This window comes from Pantoea sp. SGAir0183 (assembly GCF_043545505.1).
Genome location: NZ_CP028053.1, coordinates 3,271,504 through 3,288,102 on the forward strand (window position 1 = coordinate 3,271,504; position 16,599 = coordinate 3,288,102).

The following is a 16,599-nucleotide window of genomic DNA, read 5'->3' on the forward strand; positions in this document are numbered from 1 at the left end:
CCCGCCCTGACAGCAGGTTAAGCATCAGAGTTGCGCTTCACTTCACAATTTTAACCGTGAGGCATTTCGCTCCACCAGCGCGTGACCAAAGCCAGGCACGTCTTTCAGTTGATCTACCGCCGTGAACGGCCCGTATTCTTCACGATAGCTGACGATAGATTGCGCCTTTTTCAGACCAACGCCATTCATCACCGCTGAGAGTTGCTCCGCCGTGGCTTCATTGATACTGACCTGCTCCTGATGCGGCATTGAAACCTGTGCAGCCTGTGTCTCACTGGGGGTTTCCGCCGCTGCCAGTGGCGTTTGAACGAGGGCGCCACACAGGGCGAGGGAAAGATAAAAGGCATGTAAGTGGGTTTTAGCCATGCTGTGTTTCTCCTTGTGTTAAACAGCAGGCTCAGCGTGTCATGTCCGCTAAACAGACTCAAAGGGCAACGTTCTAAAATGGAAAAGGCCGCATAAGCGGCCTTTAGTCATTTCAGCTGTTACCTGAAATTTGCGAGGATTACTGCATTTGAGCAGCGGCACCGTATTTGATTTTGGCCGCTTTACGCAGGTTTTGCAGTAAGGCTTCAAAGGTCAGTTGCGCGTTGTTTTGCGTGACGCCTTTGACCATCTCGTCAATCTGCGCCTGAGGCAGGCTACCGGTCGTAACCTTATTCACCGCGATCAGCACCACATTGCCTTGCATGTCCTCACCCACGCCCCATGACGGTTTGTTATCCGCTGGCTCTGGCAGGTTGAAGGCAGCCTGAGCAACGGGATCCTGCGTGTTACGGTCAACCGTTTTGCTGGCGGTTAACGTCAGACCTGCGGCTTTCAGCACATCCGGTTTACCGGCTTTCAGCTCGGCTAACAGTTTATCAGCCTGGGCTTTTGCCTGTTGCGTCGCTTTATCATGCTTGATCGTCTCGGTGATTTGCGCTTTTACCTTGTCGAGGGGTTCCACCGCTTCGGGTTTATGCGCACTGATACGCAGTACAAAGGCACGATCGCCATCGACATTGATGATGTCAGAGTTATTTCCGGGCGCACCGTTTTGTCCCACTAACCCACCATTGAAGATGGCCTGCTTAACGGCATCAAAGTCGAGATCTTTAGGCACATCGTCACGGCTGAACCAGCCTGTTTCTGTGGCTTTCATACCTGACGCCTGCTCTGCACCAGCCAGCGACTCATTATCATTGCTCGCGGCTTCACTGACTTTCTGCTGCAGTTTGTAGAATTCCGCCTGTGCTTTATCCTGTTTGACCGCGTCCGCGATCTCATCACGTACTTCTGCCAGCGGTTTAACCTGCTCAGGCTTGATGTCGTCAAGACGGGCAATCAGGAAACCTACAGAAGACTTGATTACACCGGAAAGCTGACCCTTTTCTTTCAGTCCCGCATTCTTCAGCTCGTCTGGCGTTGTTGACGGCTCAAGCCAGCCCATATCGCCGCCTTTACGGGAAGAGATCGGGTCAATGGATTTGGTTTTTGCCAGTTCCGCGAAATCCGCGCCGCCTTTCAGCTGCGCCAGAATAGCGTCGGCATCGGCTTCGGTTTTGGTCTGAATCACGCTGTAACGATCGCGCTGGGGCTGCGTGTAGTCCGCTTTATGTTGATCGTACCAGGCCTGAATATCCGCATCGCTGGCATTTTCCTGCATGCTGGCGGCATCCAGTTTGATATAGCTTACGCGGAACTGCTCAGGGGCCATAAAGCTGCTTTTATGCTGCTGATAATACTGGTTGATTTCGTCGTCATTGACGGTTTGCTTTGCAGCCAGAGCATTCACATCGAGGGTAGCCGTCTGAATATCACGCTTTTGCGCCACCAAATCCACCAGCTTAGTGGTTTCATTTTTCAGCATAAAATCGGTATTCGCGACCGCATTGATCAGCTGTTGGGTGGCCAGTTGTTTACGCAACGCTTCGGCATACTGATCCGGCGTGAATCCCATATTGCGGATCATCGCATTGTATTTAGCATTATCGAACTTGCCGTTGGTCTGAAACGCAGACTGGCTGAAGATAGCCTGTTTGACCTGATCGTCACTGATGGCAATATGCAGATCTTTTATGTAGGTATCCAGTAATGCCTGGTCAATCAGCTGAGACAGCGCCTGCTGGCGCATCTGCTGCATGTAACCTTCGTTGCCTGCAAGCTGCGAGAACTGATCACCCAGCATCTGCTGCTGACGATTGCGCTCGTTGTTGAACGCCTGCTCTAACTGCGCACGGCTGATCTCCTGGCCATTAACTTTGGCCGCATAATCGTTGTTACCGCCAATCAGATAGTTGCCAACGCCGGTCAGCACAAAGGAGAGAATGATCAACCCCAAAATAATCTTGAGCACGACATGGTTCGACGCCGCGCGTAAATTGTCCATCATGGTATGACAACACTCCGCTGTAGTGTGAATGTAAAGCCCTGCCGCAATAACGCCATCTTCCCGACGCATTACTCCGCTGCAAGTCTGGCTGGCAGCATGCATCCTGTTGAGACAAGTCTCGCAACCTTAAACCGCCTCTCCGGATGTAAAAAAGGCACATCTTATTGATGTGCCCGTATGTTACATGAGAACGCGTTAACCGTCCTCTAATCCACTCAAGAAAATGTGTTATTGAGTGGTGGCGTTGTCATTAGTTGACAGCGTCTTTCAGTGCTTTACCTGCACGGAAACCCGGTACTTTACCTGCCGGGATAGTAATCTCTTTACCGGTTTGTGGGTTACGGCCGGTGCGCGCTGCACGCTCACGTACTGAGAAAGTGCCGAAACCTACCAGCGCCACTTCATCTCCGCTTTTCAGCGCGTCAGAAACAGAGCCCATAAATGCATCTAAAACACGTCCTGCTGCTGCTTTAGAAATGTCGGCATCGGCAGCAATTTTATCGATCAGTTGTGACTTATTCACTCTATTCATCCCCTCTTTATTATTTCACATCGTACCCACGCTTCCTGTCGGGCACGAACGCGCAGCAAGTTATATCAAGCCTTATATGCCGAAACAACGGTAATCCTCTTATAACATCGCTTCAGCAGCCACCTAAATTAGCGGGACAAAAAAAAGCTGGCAAGCACCAATTGGTGTTGCCAGCGCGGCTTTTTAACGCTTTATGCCATTAATCACTATTTTGCGGTAGCTACCTGCATACCGTAAGGCGCGTTTTCCAGTGCCAGGTTCAGCACTTCCTCAATACGTTTGACCGGATGAATTTCCAGATCGGCAATCACGTTCTGAGGAATTTCTTCCAGATCGCGTTTGTTTTCGTCCGGGATCAGCACCACTTTAATACCACCGCGGTGTGCCGCCAGCAGCTTCTCTTTCAGCCCGCCGATAGGCAGGACCTGACCACGCAGGGTGATCTCGCCGGTCATCGCGACGTTTGAACGCACCGGGTTACCGGTCAGGCAGGACACCAGGGCAGTACACATGGCAATACCGGCACTGGGACCATCTTTCGGCGTCGCGCCTTCCGGTACGTGCACATGGATATCGCGTTTTTCATAGAAATCGCCATTGATACCCAGTTTTTCCGCCCGGGCGCGGACGACAGTCAGCGCGGCCTGAATGGATTCCTGCATGACTTCGCCCAGCGAACCGGTATAAGTCAGCTTGCCTTTACCCGGTACACAGGCGGTTTCAATGGTCAGCAAATCGCCACCCACTTCCGTCCAGGCCAGACCTGTTACCTGACCCACGCGGTTTTCGCTGTCGGCGCGGCCATAGTCAAAACGCTGCACCCCAAGGAAATCCTTCAGGTTTTCACCATTAATGGTGATGTGCTTTTTGGTTTTGTCCATGAGCAGCGTTTTCACTGCTTTACGGCACAGCTTGGACAGTTCACGTTCCAGGCTACGCACACCGGCTTCACGCGTGTAGTAACGAATGATGCCAATGATGGCGCTGTCTTCGACGGTGATCTCAGACGACTTCAGGGCGTTACGCTCAATCTGCTTCGGCAGGAGATGCTGCTTGGCGATATTGAGTTTTTCGTCCTCGGTATAGCCAGAAAGACGAATCACTTCCATACGATCCAGCAGTGGAGCCGGAATGTTCATGGAGTTCGACGTCGCCACAAACATCACATCAGACAGATCGTAATCGACTTCCAGATAGTGGTCGTTAAAGGCGATGTTCTGTTCAGGATCCAGTACTTCCAGCAGCGCTGAGGCCGGATCGCCGCGCATATCCGACGACATTTTGTCGATTTCATCCAACAGGAACAGCGGGTTTTTCACGCCGACTTTCGCCATCTTCTGAATCAACTTGCCCGGCATAGAGCCAATATAGGTACGGCGATGACCGCGAATTTCCGCTTCATCCCGCACGCCGCCGAGGGCCATGCGTACATACTTACGCCCGGTTGCTTTCGCAATAGACTGACCCAGCGAGGTTTTACCCACGCCCGGCGGTCCCACCAGACACAGAATCGGCCCTTTAATTTTGCTGACGCGACTTTGCACCGCAAGGTACTCAAGGATGCGGTCTTTGACGCGTTCCAGGCCATAATGGTCGGTATCCAGCGTTTCCTGGGCTTTGCGCAGATCTTTCTTCACTTTGCTGCGCGCATTCCACGGAACCTGAACCATCCAGTCGATATAGCCGCGCACCACGGTCGCCTCGGCAGACATCGGCGACATCATTTTTAGCTTCTGCAGTTCTGCTTCAGCTTTCTCACGCGCTTCCTGCGGCATTTTGGCCGCATCGATTTTACGTTTTAACGCTTCGTACTCGTCAGGCGTATCATCCATCTCGCCCAGCTCTTTCTGAATGGCCTTCATCTGCTCATTCAGGTAGTACTCACGCTGGCTCTTTTCCATCTGCTTTTTGACGCGATTGCGAATGCGTTTCTCAACCTGCAGCAGATCGATTTCAGATTCCATCATGGCCATCAGATATTCCAGACGTTCATTGACGTCTGACATCTCCAGCACTGACTGTTTATCCGCGAGTTTTAATGGCATGTGCGCCGCCACCGTATCCGCCAGGCGCGCCGCATCATCAATATTGTTCAGTGACGTTAAGACCTCAGGCGGGATCTTTTTATTCAGTTTGATATAGCCTTCAAACTGATTGATCGCCGTGCGCACCAGCACTTCCTGCTCGCGCTCTTCAATCTCCGGAGAGACCAGATATTCCGCCTGGGCGACAAAATGGTCACCGTTGTCAGCCAGCGTAGTGATATTGGCACGCTGTAAACCTTCAACCAGCACTTTTACCGTTCCGTCTGGCAGTTTTAACATCTGCAGTACGGAGGCAATGGTACCCACTGAAAAAAGATCGTTTATGCCAGGTTCATCCGTTGAAGCCTCTTTCTGTGCGACCAGCATGATCTTTTTATCATGATCCATTGCGGCTTCGAGGCACCGAATTGATTTTTCCCGGCCAACAAACAACGGAATTACCATGTGCGGATAAACTACCACGTCGCGCAACGGCAGGACGGGGATTTCAATGCGTTCAGAACGCTCAGGATTCATAGAGCTCTCTCTTAGTTTAGTGTCCGCAAGGTGATGGGTACCGCATCAGGCAGGTGTGCGGTCAAACCCACAGGTGTCTGAGTATATGGGGATGATTGTCAGACATTCAATGTCACAACGGTGAGAAATGCAAAAGGGGAAAGATTTTCCCCTTTATAGATGGCACAATGTGGACGATTTGTTTATTTATTCGCCAGAAGCCTGAGCTTCGTGCTTGCCATAAATCAGCATGGGTTCAGACTGACCTTCAATCACCGACTCATCAATCACCACTTTCTCGACATCTTCCATGGACGGCAGATCGTACATGGTTTCGAGCAGCGCGCCTTCCACGATAGAACGCAGACCGCGCGCACCGGTTTTACGTGACATCGCCTTTTTAGCAATCGCCGTCAGGGCTTCGTCACGGAACTCCAGCTCAACGCCTTCCAGGTTAAACAACGCCTGATACTGCTTGGTGAGTGCGTTTTTCGGCTCACGCAGAATCTGAATCAGCGCTTCCTCACTCAGTTCATTGAGCGTGGCTACCACAGGCAGGCGGCCAATGAATTCTGGGATCAGGCCAAATTTGATCAGATCTTCCGGCTCACATTGCGCCAGTAACTCGCCTTCTGTTGCCTTCTGTGATTTACCTTTCACCGTTGCGCCAAAGCCAATGCCTGAACCGGTTTCAACGCGCTGCGAGATAACCTTATCCAGACCGGCGAAGGCGCCACCACAGATAAACAGAATCTTAGAGGTATCGACCTGCAAAAACTCCTGCTGCGGATGCTTACGGCCACCCTGCGGCGGCACAGCGGCGACGGTGCCTTCAATCAACTTCAGTAACGCCTGCTGCACACCCTCACCCGATACGTCGCGGGTGATCGATGGGTTGTCTGATTTACGTGAAATTTTATCGATTTCATCGATATAGACGATACCACGTTGGGCTTTCTGCACATCGTAGTCACATTTTTGCAGCAGCTTCTGGATGATATTTTCGACGTCTTCCCCCACATAACCGGCTTCGGTCAGCGTGGTTGCATCCGCCATGGTAAAAGGCACATCCAGTAAACGGGCCAGGGTTTCAGCCAGCAACGTTTTACCGCTACCGGTCGGACCGATCAGCAGAATGTTACTTTTGCCCAGTTCGATACCGTTGCTGGTATCCCCGTTGCGTAAACGTTTGTAGTGGTTGTACACCGCCACGGCCAGGACTTTTTTGGCCCGTTCCTGACCAATAACGTAATCGTCGAGGTGATGGCGGATCTCATGCGGCGTAGGCAGCGCACTACGTTCGCGATGCGGGGCAACCTCTTTAATCTCTTCGCGAATAATGTCGTTACACAGATCAACGCACTCATCGCAGATATACACTGACGGCCCGGCAATCAGCTTACGCACTTCATGCTGGCTTTTGCCGCAAAAAGAGCAGTACAGCAACTTTCCTGAACCGTCTTTGCGCTTATCTGTCATCAGTTAACCTCTTCTTGTTCTCAGGCCGTACCAGCCGTACAGCACTGGCCGTGGGTACACGGCCGATGTTCATTCAACCCGTCATTATCTTGTCCTGTTAACTATAGACCAGAGACAAGGTGAAGTTAGGGCTTATTGGCGATGCGTCAGGATTGAATCGACCAATCCATACTCTACCGCTTCGCTGGCGGAGAGGAAACGGTCACGCTCAGTGTCACGCTCAATTTCTTCCAGTGACTTACCGGTATGTTCCGCCATCAGCTCGTTCATGCGCTGCTTCACTTTCAAAATTTCACGCGCATGAATCTCAATGTCGGTCGCCTGTCCCTGATAGCCACCCAGCGGTTGGTGAATCATCACGCGTGAGTTTGGCAGGCAGAAACGCTTGCCTTTCGTCCCGGCTGTCAGCAGGAAAGCCCCCATTGAGCAGGCCTGGCCCATACAAATGGTGCTGACGTCAGGCTTGATAAACTTCATGGTGTCATAAATTGACATGCCAGCCGTAATGACGCCACCCGGTGAGTTGATATAAAGGTAAATATCTTTTTCCGGGTTCTCCGCTTCCAGAAACAGCATCTGGGCCACAATCAGGTTAGCCATGTGATCTTCTACCTGGCCGGTTAAGAAGATAACGCGCTCTTTAAGCAGACGGGAATAGATGTCGTATGAACGCTCGCCGCGCGAGGTTTGCTCGACCACCATTGGCACCAACGCATTGTGCGGTGCAGTAAACTCACGATCGCCACTGTATGACATTACCGTCTCCTGGATAAATTTCATTGGCAACATTCTGTACCGATTTTACGTAAGACGAGCAACAAAAACTATGCTCTGCCTCTTACCGACAACATCAGGACGGTTAATCAGTCAGCCGAACTGTTTTTTGCATACTCCCTCTATCTTGGGATAGTGCTCAGTTGTTTCAAGCATAACAACCTTTTCATCAATCGCTAACCCGGAAAAAGCGATGCGTGAACAATTCGCCTAAAAATTAATCAAATAGCGACAGACCCGTTGCCAGAAAGCGTATTACAGAAAAAAGCCCGCGACTTTTCAGGCGCGGGCTTTAGCACAAGGGGTTAAACGGACGATCAGGCCTGAGCGGTCTGATTCATCAGTTCCTGGAAGTTAGTTTCTTTTTCAGAAACTTTGGCTTTCGCCAGCACAGCTTCAACCGCCTGCTCTTCCAGCGCCACATTGCGCATGTTGTTCATCAGCTCGTTATTTTTGCTGTAGAACTCGATCACTTCCTGCGGATCTTCGTAAGCAGACGCCATTTCTTCGATCAGCACTTTAACGCGATCTTCATCGGCTTTCAGTTCGTGCGTGCGAATCACTTCGCCCAGCAGCAGACCGACCACAACGCGACGCTTCGCCTGCTCTTCAAACAGTTCGCGTGGCAGTTCCAGCGCTTGCTTCTCGTTACCACCAAAGCGTTGTGCAGCCTGACGACGCAGAACGTCGATTTCGCTGTCGATCAGCGCAGCAGGCACATCAATAGGGTTCGCTTCAACCAGACCGTCGATAGCCTGTGTCTTCACGCGGTTACGAATCGCGCCTTTCAGCTCACGTTCCATGTTCTTACGCACTTCCGCACGCAGGCCCGCAACCGAACCATCTTCCACGCCGAAACGCTTGATGAATTCTTCGGTCAGTTCTGGCAGTTCGCGCGTTTCCACTTTCTTCAGCACGATCTCGAACTTCGCGTCTTTCCCTTTCAGGTTTTCCGCGTGGTAGTCGTCAGGGAATTTCACGTCGATAGTGAAGGTTTCGCCTGCTTTGTGACCCACAACGCCTTCTTCAAAGCCTGGGATCATACGGCCCTGGCCCATGGCCAGAACGAAGTCAGATGCTTTACCGCCTTCGAATTCTTCGCCGTCAACAGAACCGGTGAAATCGAGGGTAGCGCGGTCTTCAGCACCCGCTGCAGCGTCGGTTTCAATCCAGTTAGCCTGCTGCTTGCGCAGCGTTTCCAGCATGGTATCGACATCGGCGTCGGTCACTTCGACCTGAGGCTTTTCAACTTCGATGTTTTCCAGGCCTTTCAGCTCAACTTCTGGATACACTTCGAACTCAACCGCATAGGTGAAGTCCTGACCTTCTTTATATTCGCCTGGCACATAGTTAGGCGCGCCAGCCGGATTGATCTTCTCTTTGATGATGGCGTCAACAAAGTTACGCGTCATCAGATCGCCCAGCACGTCCTGGCGCACAGAAGCACCGAAGCGCTGCGCGACGATGTTCATGGGCACTTTGCCTTTACGGAAACCATCGATACGGACTTTCTTCGCCACATCCACCAGTTCTTTTTTAACGGCGCTTTCGATGCTGTCAGCTGCGACAGTAATCGTAATGCGACGGCCCAGGCCCTGAGTGGTTTCTACAGAAACTTGCATCTTGTTACCTCAAAAAATCACGTGCTCGGTCAACTTCAGACACCACACATTAATTAATGCGCCGTATCTAACAACCGGGACGGCTTCCGTGAAGAGAACCTGATCCCTGTTACCAGAAGCGTCCCGAAGACATTCCGGAAAAATAGACGCAGCATTATAGCGGCATCACTGAGATGAGTCGAGGACGCTAAGTCACCACTTTTCAGGGAGTTTGCTGCTTTTTTGAGCCAGGTAACGCGTTTAGCAAGGATAAAACACAAAAACGGCCCGCAGGCCGTTTAAAAAGAGAGGGTGTTATGCGAGTGTGCCCGCACCGCGACAGTTCGGCGAAGCGAGTACCGTATCCTGCAATCCTTCCCACTCTTTCAGGGTATAAGTATGCAAGGCCAGTGCGTGAACACTTCCCGCCAGCTCAGCACTGAGTTCACCATAAATTGCGCGATGGCGGGCGAGAAAACGCTGACCGGTAAAAACGTCGCTGACAATCACCACTTTGAAATGGCTTTCAGAACCGGCAGGCACATTGTGTCGGTAGCTTTCATCATGCACTTCCAGATGAGCCGGCTCAAAAGCCAGGCGCAGCTTCTCTTCTATCTGTTCTCGAATCATGGTTTTACCCTCAATGGCGAGCGCTGTGCCCCATCTGTTTAAATATTAGTCCGTTTTTGGCTGCGCAACGCGACAGCGGACGCAATATTATCACTCCGTCGCCCTCTTCGCTTGTGCCTTGTCAGGCGGGGAATATGAAAAGGTAGAGAGCAAGAAAAAGCGCCTTGCGCGGTTTACCTTGTGGCAAAGGACTTTATTCACTGCACCGCTTTGCTATGATGGCCGCAGTTTTTGCACACCAACCCATGACACTAACGAGAAAGCGTATGTTGAAAAAACTGTTATTCCCGCTGCTGGCTGCTTTTATCCTGGCCGGTTGCGCTTCCAGCAACAACACATTGACCATTCAACCTAAGATTCAGCTGCCACAGCGCGATCCGAGCCTGATGGGCATTACGGTGAGTATCAACGGCGCCGATCAGCGTCGCGATCAGGCGCTGGCAAAAGTTAATCGCGATGGACAATTGGTCAGCCTGACCCCGTCGCGCGATCTGCGTTTCTTACTCCAGGAAGTGCTGGAGAAACAAATGACAGCGCGCGGCTATATGGTCGGTCCTAATGGCGCGGTTGATCTGCAAATCATCGTCAATAATCTGTATGCCGACGTCACCCAGGGTGATGTGCGTTACAGCATTACCACCAAGGCGGATATCTCTATCGTGGCGACCGCGAAAAATGGCAATAAACAGATTAAAAATTACCGCCAGACCTACAGCGTAGAAGGGGCTTTCAGCGCCACCAATCAGAAAATCACCAATGCGGTGAATTCTACGCTGAGCGACGTGATCGCCGATATGGCGCAGGACACCAGCGTCAACGACTTCATCAAACAAAACGCCCGTTAATCAGGTCTTTTGCCCGGCACCCGGCCGGGCACTTTTTAAGGTCAGTATGAATCACTACTTCCGTGTCTTCCGCCAAAAAAATGCAGCCATTTTACTCCTTCTGGGATTCGCATCAGGTTTGCCTCTGGCCTTAACCAGCGGGACGCTGCAGGCGTGGATGACGGTTGATAATATCGATTTGAAAACCATCGGATTCTTTTCACTGGTGGGCCAGGCCTATGTGTTTAAGTTTCTCTGGTCCCCCATGATGGATCGCTTCACGCCGCCGCTTCTCGGTCGGCGCAGAGGCTGGTTGCTCATTACGCAACTGACACTGGTGGCCAGCATTGTGGCAATGGGCTTTTTGCAGCCCAGCCGGGATTTAACCCTGATGGCGGCACTGGCGGTACTGATTGCATTCTGTTCTGCGTCACAGGATATCGTCTTCGATGCCTGGAAAACGGATGTGTTGCCGCCGGAAGAACGCGGAAGTGGCGCTGCCATCACGGTGTTAGGCTATCGCCTGGCAATGTTGATATCGGGCGGTCTGGCGCTGTGGCTGGCCGATCGCTATCTCGGCTGGGAGGCGACTTACTGGCTCATGGCCCTGCTCCTGCTGCCCTGTCTTATCGCAACCTGTCTTGCCAAAGAGCCGGACAACGCGCAGGCCGCGCCGCGCACGCTACGTCAGGCGGTTGTCGATCCTCTGCACGATTTTTTTAATCGCAACAACGCCTGGCTGCTGATCACGCTCATCATTCTTTACAAGCTCGGCGATGCATTTGCCGCCTCTCTCACCACCACCTTTTTGATTCGCGGCGTGGGATTTAATCCGGGCGACGTCGGGCTGGTAAACAAAACGCTGGGCTTGCTGGCGACCATCATTGGCGCGCTTTATGGCGGCATGCTGATGCAACGCCTGAGCCTGTTTCGCGCGTTAATGATTTTTGGCCTGCTCCAGGCGGTGTCGAATTTCGGCTACTGGCTGCTGGCGGTCACCGACAAACACCTCTGGAGCATGGCGAGCGCGGTCTTTATTGAGAACCTGTGTGGCGGAATGGGAACCGCTGCGTTTGTCGCGCTGCTGATGACGCTGTGTAATAAGTCCTTCTCGGCGACGCAGTTCGCCCTGCTGTCTGCGCTTTCAGCGGTAGGCCGGGTTTACGTGGGACCTGCAGCCGGTTATCTGGTCGAGATCTGGGGCTGGCCAACGTTCTACGCCTTTACCGTTTTTGCCGGTCTGCCGGGCCTGGCCCTGCTGGCTTTTTGTCGCGGTACACTGGACTTTATCCAAAAAACCGGCCAGTTTTTGCCGCGCCGCTATTTTTCCACAGGCTACCGCTGGACGAAACGGCTGTTTGCAGGCGGATGCGGGTTACTGGCGCTGTGGCTGCTGTCGCTGGCGCTGAATGCAACGGGTATGCTCACGCTTTCGACGTGGCTGGCTCCGCTGTTTGAAGCCGGTATGGCGCTGGCGCTTTGCGGTGTGCTGTCCGGTGTGGTGCTGGATTATCGCGCATTGAGAAAGGCCGGGAATTGACCTTTTGCCTCATAATCGCACAGTCGCAGGTGCCATTTCAGCCAATTGGTTAAGCGCACCTAATTTGTCTTTGCGTGTCAATTTACAAAAAATATTTTTATCATGTGCGCGCTTCGGGCAAGATATTTAAATCCGGTACGCAATTAATTAAGTTAAAAATTAGAGAAAAAATGATGCAATATTGTTAAATAATTGAGTATTAAAAGTCAGGGTTATTCCTTTCCTACTTTTGTTTAACCCCGCATCCATCTCTTTTTGTTATATTACTGCCAACTGCTTGTCCACGTTAATAATTTGTCACCGAGAACAACATCTGTGACACCCTTAGCAAAAGGTGTCAACATGGTTCTGACACATCCTTAAGCTGGTTTACACTGCATAAACCTTCCCGTAAAATGCGCGCACACTTAAACGACAATAGAGCCCTTTGTCATTGAGGTCGTTAAATGAGACTCAGTAAATACAATAAAAGTTTGGGGATTTTGTCATTAATCGCAGGCACTTTATTAATGAGTGGCTGCGATAATGCATTGTTAAATCCCAAAGGACAGATTGCGCTGGAGCAACGTTCGCTGATACTGACCGCTTTTGGTCTGATGATGATCGTCGTGATTCCTGCAGTCTTAATGGCAGTCGTGTTTGCCTGGAAATATCGGGCGTCGAACACGAATGCTAAGTACAGCCCTAACTGGTCACACTCCAATAAAGTGGAAGCTGTGGTCTGGACCATTCCGATCCTGATCATCGTTTTCCTTGGTGTACTGACCTGGAAATCAACCCATGCGCTGGAGCCAAGCAAACCCCTGGTCTCTGACGTGAAACCGGTTGAAATTGACGTCGTTGCTCTGGACTGGAAATGGTTATTCATTTATCCAGAACAAGGTATTGCGACAGTTAACCAGATTGCCTTCCCGGCAAACACCCCGGTTAACTTCAAAATCACCTCCAACTCCGTCATGAACTCCTTCTTTATTCCTACGCTCGGTAGCCAGATCTACGCGATGGCGGGCATGCAGACCAAACTGCACCTGATTGCCAACGAGCCAGGAACTTTCGACGGTATTTCCGCCAACTTCAGTGGTCGCGGTTTCTCTGGCATGAAGTTCAAAGCCATTGCAACCAAAGACGATGCGGAGTTCCAGCAGTGGGTTGCCAAAGTAAAAGCGGCACCTAACACGCTGATGACGATGGATGATTTCGAGAAAGTGGCTGTGCCAAGCGAAAATCACCCGGTGGAATATTTCTCTTCAGCTAATCCTGAACTGTTCTTGCAGGTCATTAACAAGTTCATGAATAGCCACGGGAAAATGGACATGTCTGAACACAAAGGCATGGACATGAGTCACACCGCTACCGCGGGAGCCGAGGAATAATACGATGTTCGGAAAATTAACTCTGGATGCAGTGCCCTACCATGAACCGATTATCATGGTTACGGTTGCCGGCATCATCATTGCAGGTCTGGCGATCGTCTCTGCCATCACCTACTTTGGTAAGTGGAAATATCTGTGGTCTGAATGGCTGACGTCAATCGACCATAAAAAACTGGGTATCATGTATATCATCATGGCGTTCGTTATGCTGCTGCGCGGCTTTGCTGACGCCGTGATGATGCGTACCCAACAGGTTCTGGCTTCCTCCGGGGAAGCAGGCATATTGCCCCCTCATCACTACGACCAGATCTTTACCGCTCACGGCGTAATCATGATCTTCTTCGTGGCGATGCCATTCGTGGTGGGCCTGATGAACATTGCCGTACCGTTGCAAATCGGTGCGCGTGACGTTGCCTTCCCGTTCCTGAACAACCTGAGCTTCTGGTTTACCGCAATCGGTGTGATTCTGGTTAACCTGTCTCTGGGTGTCGGCGAATTCGCGCAAACTGGCTGGCTGGCCTATCCACCGCTGTCGGGGGCAGAATACAGTCCCGGCGTGGGGGTGGATTACTGGATCTGGAGTCTCCAGCTTTCCGGTATTGGTACAACCCTGACCGGTATTAACTTCTTCGTGACCATTCTGAAGATGCGTGCGCCGGGCATGGACCTGTTCAAAATGCCCGTCTTTACCTGGGCTGCGCTGTGCACCAACGTCCTGATCATCGCTGCGTTCCCGGTTCTGACCGTGACTCTGGCGCTGTTGACACTTGATCGTTACCTCGACTTCCATTTCTTTACTAATGATATGGGCGGTAACATGATGATGTACGTCAACCTGATCTGGGTCTGGGGTCACCCAGAGGTGTACATTCTTGTTCTGCCGGTGTTTGGTGTCTTCTCCGAAGTCACGGCCACCTTCTCGAAAAAACGTCTGTTTGGTTATACCTCACTGGTCTGGGCGACCATCGCCATTACCGTGTTGTCGTTCATCGTCTGGCTGCACCACTTCTTCACCATGGGTGCCGGTGCCAACGTTAACGCCTTCTTCGGTATCATGACGATGATCATCGCGATTCCAACCGGGGTTAAAATCTTTAACTGGCTGTTCACCATGTATCAGGGTCGCATTCAGATGCACTCTGCGATGCTGTGGACCGTAGGCTTCCTGGTCACCTTCTCTGTGGGTGGTATGACCGGTGTTCTGCTGGCCGTTCCGGGCGCTGACTTTGTCCTGCACAACAGTCTGTTCCTGATTGCGCACTTCCATAACGTGATTATCGGTGGTGTGGTATTCGGTTGTATGGCGGGTGTGACCTACTGGTTCCCGAAAGCCTTCGGCTTTACCCTGAACGAAACCTGGGGCAAACGTGCTTTCTGGTTCTGGATCATCGGCTTCTTCGTTGCCTTTATGCCGCTGTACGCACTGGGCTTCATGGGAATGACCCGTCGTCTGAGCCAGGATATCGATCCTCAGTTCCACTCTCTGCTGGTTGTTGCAGCGGTAGGTGCGGGTCTGATTGCCTGCGGTATTGTTTGTCAGCTGATCATGTTCTACGTGTCTGTACGTGACCGCGACCAGAACCGTGACCTGACTGGCGATCCGTGGGGTGGCCGTACGCTGGAGTGGGCAACCTCTTCACCACCGCCGTTCTATAACTTTGCTGTTATCCCGCATGTGCATGAGCGTGACGCTTTCTGGGAAATGAAAGAGAAAGGCGAAGCGTACAAGCAGCCGGCTAAATATGAAGAAATTCATATGCCAAAAAACAGCGGTGCTGCGATTGTAATTGCCGCGTTTGCGACCATCTTCGGTTTTGCGATGATCTGGCATATCTGGTGGCTGGCAGGTCTTACTTTCCTCGGCATGATCGTAAGCTGGATCGTGAAGAGCTTCGACGAAGACGTGGACTACTACGTTCCTGTTGCCGAAGTAGAGAAGATTGAAAAGCAGCACTTTGACGAAATCAGCAAAGCAGGTCTGAAATAATGTCAACTACCGTAAAACACCACCACGACGCCCATGCGGAGCATGGGCATCACGATGCAGGAGCCAATAAAGTCTTTGGCTTCTGGATCTACCTGATGAGTGACTGCATTATCTTTGCAACCCTGTTTGCGACCTATGCAGTTATGGTTAACAACACCGCCGGCGGCCCGGCAGGCAAAGATATCTTTGAACTGCCGTTCGTGCTGGTTGAAACCGCCCTGCTGTTATTAAGCTCCATCACCTACGGCATGGCTGTTATCGCCATGAACAAGGAAAATAAAGGCGCCGTTATCGGCTGGCTGGCGTTGACCTTCCTGTTTGGTGCGGGCTTTATCGGGATGGAAATCTATGAATTCCATCACCTGATTGCTGAAGGCTTCGGTCCAAACCGTAGTGGCTTCCTGTCCGGCTTCTTTACACTGGTCGGTACGCACGGTCTGCACGTGACCTCGGGTCTGATCTGGATGGCCGTGCTGATGTTCCAGATCGCGAAACGCGGTCTGAACGCCACTAACCGTACCCGTATCATGTGTCTGAGCCTGTTCTGGCACTTCCTGGACGTGGTTTGGATCTGCGTGTTTACCGTTGTTTATCTGATGGGAGCCATGTAATGAGTCATTCTGTTAACGAACATGGTGCATCACACGGTAGCGTGAAGTCTTACATGATCGGCTTCATCCTCTCTATCATCCTGACGGCAATCCCGTTCTGGATGGTAATGGATGGTAGTGCTTCTCATGGAACCATCCTCGGCGTTGTGCTGGTCTGTGCAGTCGTTCAGGTGCTGGTTCACCTGGTTTACTTCCTGCATCTGGACAGCAAATCTGAGGGCGGCTGGAACATGGTGGCCATTGTCTTCTCAGCAATCATTATCCTGATTGTTGTGGTTGGCTCACTGTGGATCATGTGGAACCTCAACTACAACATGATGCCCCACTAAAGAGT

At 51.7% G+C, this 16,599-nt stretch carries 14 protein-coding genes; 6 read left to right on the forward strand and 8 right to left on the reverse strand.

Translation table 11 applies throughout. The features are described 5' to 3' along the window. Positions 1-42: 42 nt before the first annotated feature. The 8 genes from C1N59_RS15290 to bolA all read right to left on the reverse strand — a co-directional run bounded on the left by C1N59_RS15290 (position 43) and on the right by bolA (position 9,930). Positions 43-366, reverse strand: a complete 324-nt coding sequence (locus tag C1N59_RS15290; protein ID WP_033738667.1) for a helix-hairpin-helix domain-containing protein — start codon at positions 364-366, stop codon at positions 43-45. A 139-nt stretch (positions 367-505) separates the two neighbouring features. After that, the gene (gene ppiD / locus C1N59_RS15295) at positions 506-2,374 is read right to left on the reverse strand and encodes a peptidylprolyl isomerase (RefSeq protein ID WP_262959921.1); all 1,869 of its coding nucleotides are present in this window, start codon (positions 2,372-2,374) and stop codon (positions 506-508) included. Positions 2,375-2,624: 250 nt separating this feature from the next. Continuing rightward, on the reverse strand, positions 2,625-2,897 hold the full coding sequence (gene hupB, locus C1N59_RS15300; protein WP_006117956.1) for a nucleoid-associated protein HU-beta: 273 nt from the start codon (positions 2,895-2,897) through the stop codon (positions 2,625-2,627). Between the two features lie 215 nt (positions 2,898-3,112). Continuing rightward, positions 3,113-5,467 (reverse strand): endopeptidase La, encoded by a 2,355-nt coding sequence (gene lon / locus C1N59_RS15305; protein WP_033738666.1) that lies wholly within the window; start codon positions 5,465-5,467, stop codon positions 3,113-3,115. Positions 5,468-5,653: 186 nt separating this feature from the next. Further along, positions 5,654-6,925: an ATP-dependent protease ATP-binding subunit ClpX gene (gene clpX / locus C1N59_RS15310; RefSeq protein WP_033738665.1), complete on the reverse strand. Its 1,272-nt coding sequence runs from the start codon at positions 6,923-6,925 to the stop codon at positions 5,654-5,656. A 132-nt stretch (positions 6,926-7,057) separates the two neighbouring features. Beyond that, on the reverse strand, positions 7,058-7,681 hold the full coding sequence (gene clpP, locus C1N59_RS15315) for an ATP-dependent Clp endopeptidase proteolytic subunit ClpP (protein ID WP_006117959.1): 624 nt from the start codon (positions 7,679-7,681) through the stop codon (positions 7,058-7,060). A 335-nt stretch (positions 7,682-8,016) separates the two neighbouring features. Next, on the reverse strand, positions 8,017-9,321 hold the full coding sequence (gene tig / locus C1N59_RS15320; protein ID WP_394549835.1) for a trigger factor: 1,305 nt from the start codon (positions 9,319-9,321) through the stop codon (positions 8,017-8,019). Positions 9,322-9,615: 294 nt separating this feature from the next. Then, a complete protein-coding gene (gene bolA, locus C1N59_RS15325) occupies positions 9,616-9,930 on the reverse strand; it encodes a transcriptional regulator BolA (RefSeq protein ID WP_006117961.1) in 315 nt (104 codons plus the stop codon). Positions 9,931-10,196: 266 nt separating this feature from the next. Here bolA and C1N59_RS15330 point away from each other — a divergent pair, with 266 nt between their 5' ends. The 6 genes from C1N59_RS15330 (at position 10,197) to C1N59_RS15355 (ending at position 16,594) form a co-directional block, all read left to right on the forward strand. Continuing rightward, the gene (locus tag C1N59_RS15330) at positions 10,197-10,775 is read left to right on the forward strand and encodes a lipoprotein (protein ID WP_006117962.1); all 579 of its coding nucleotides are present in this window, start codon (positions 10,197-10,199) and stop codon (positions 10,773-10,775) included. Between the two features lie 46 nt (positions 10,776-10,821). Continuing rightward, positions 10,822-12,294 carry a muropeptide MFS transporter AmpG gene (ampG, locus tag C1N59_RS15335; RefSeq protein WP_394549836.1) on the forward strand — a complete coding sequence of 491 codons (1,473 nt, stop codon included), beginning with the start codon at positions 10,822-10,824 and terminating at the stop codon, positions 12,292-12,294. A 446-nt stretch (positions 12,295-12,740) separates the two neighbouring features. Continuing rightward, the gene (gene cyoA, locus C1N59_RS15340) at positions 12,741-13,667 is read left to right on the forward strand and encodes a cytochrome o ubiquinol oxidase subunit II (RefSeq protein WP_394549837.1); all 927 of its coding nucleotides are present in this window, start codon (positions 12,741-12,743) and stop codon (positions 13,665-13,667) included. A gap of 4 nt (positions 13,668-13,671) precedes the next feature. Next, entirely contained in the window at positions 13,672-15,654 is a 1,983-nt protein-coding gene (cyoB, locus tag C1N59_RS15345) for a cytochrome o ubiquinol oxidase subunit I (RefSeq protein ID WP_394549838.1), read from the forward strand. Continuing rightward, positions 15,654-16,265, forward strand: coding sequence for a cytochrome o ubiquinol oxidase subunit III (locus C1N59_RS15350; RefSeq protein ID WP_006117966.1), 612 nt, complete (start codon positions 15,654-15,656; stop codon positions 16,263-16,265). The genes cyoB and C1N59_RS15350 overlap by 1 nt, the downstream gene beginning before the upstream one ends. Beyond that, on the forward strand, positions 16,265-16,594 hold the full coding sequence (locus tag C1N59_RS15355; protein WP_006117967.1) for a cytochrome o ubiquinol oxidase subunit IV: 330 nt from the start codon (positions 16,265-16,267) through the stop codon (positions 16,592-16,594). Before C1N59_RS15350 ends, C1N59_RS15355 begins: the two co-directional genes overlap by 1 nt. Positions 16,595-16,599: the final 5 nt, after the last annotated feature.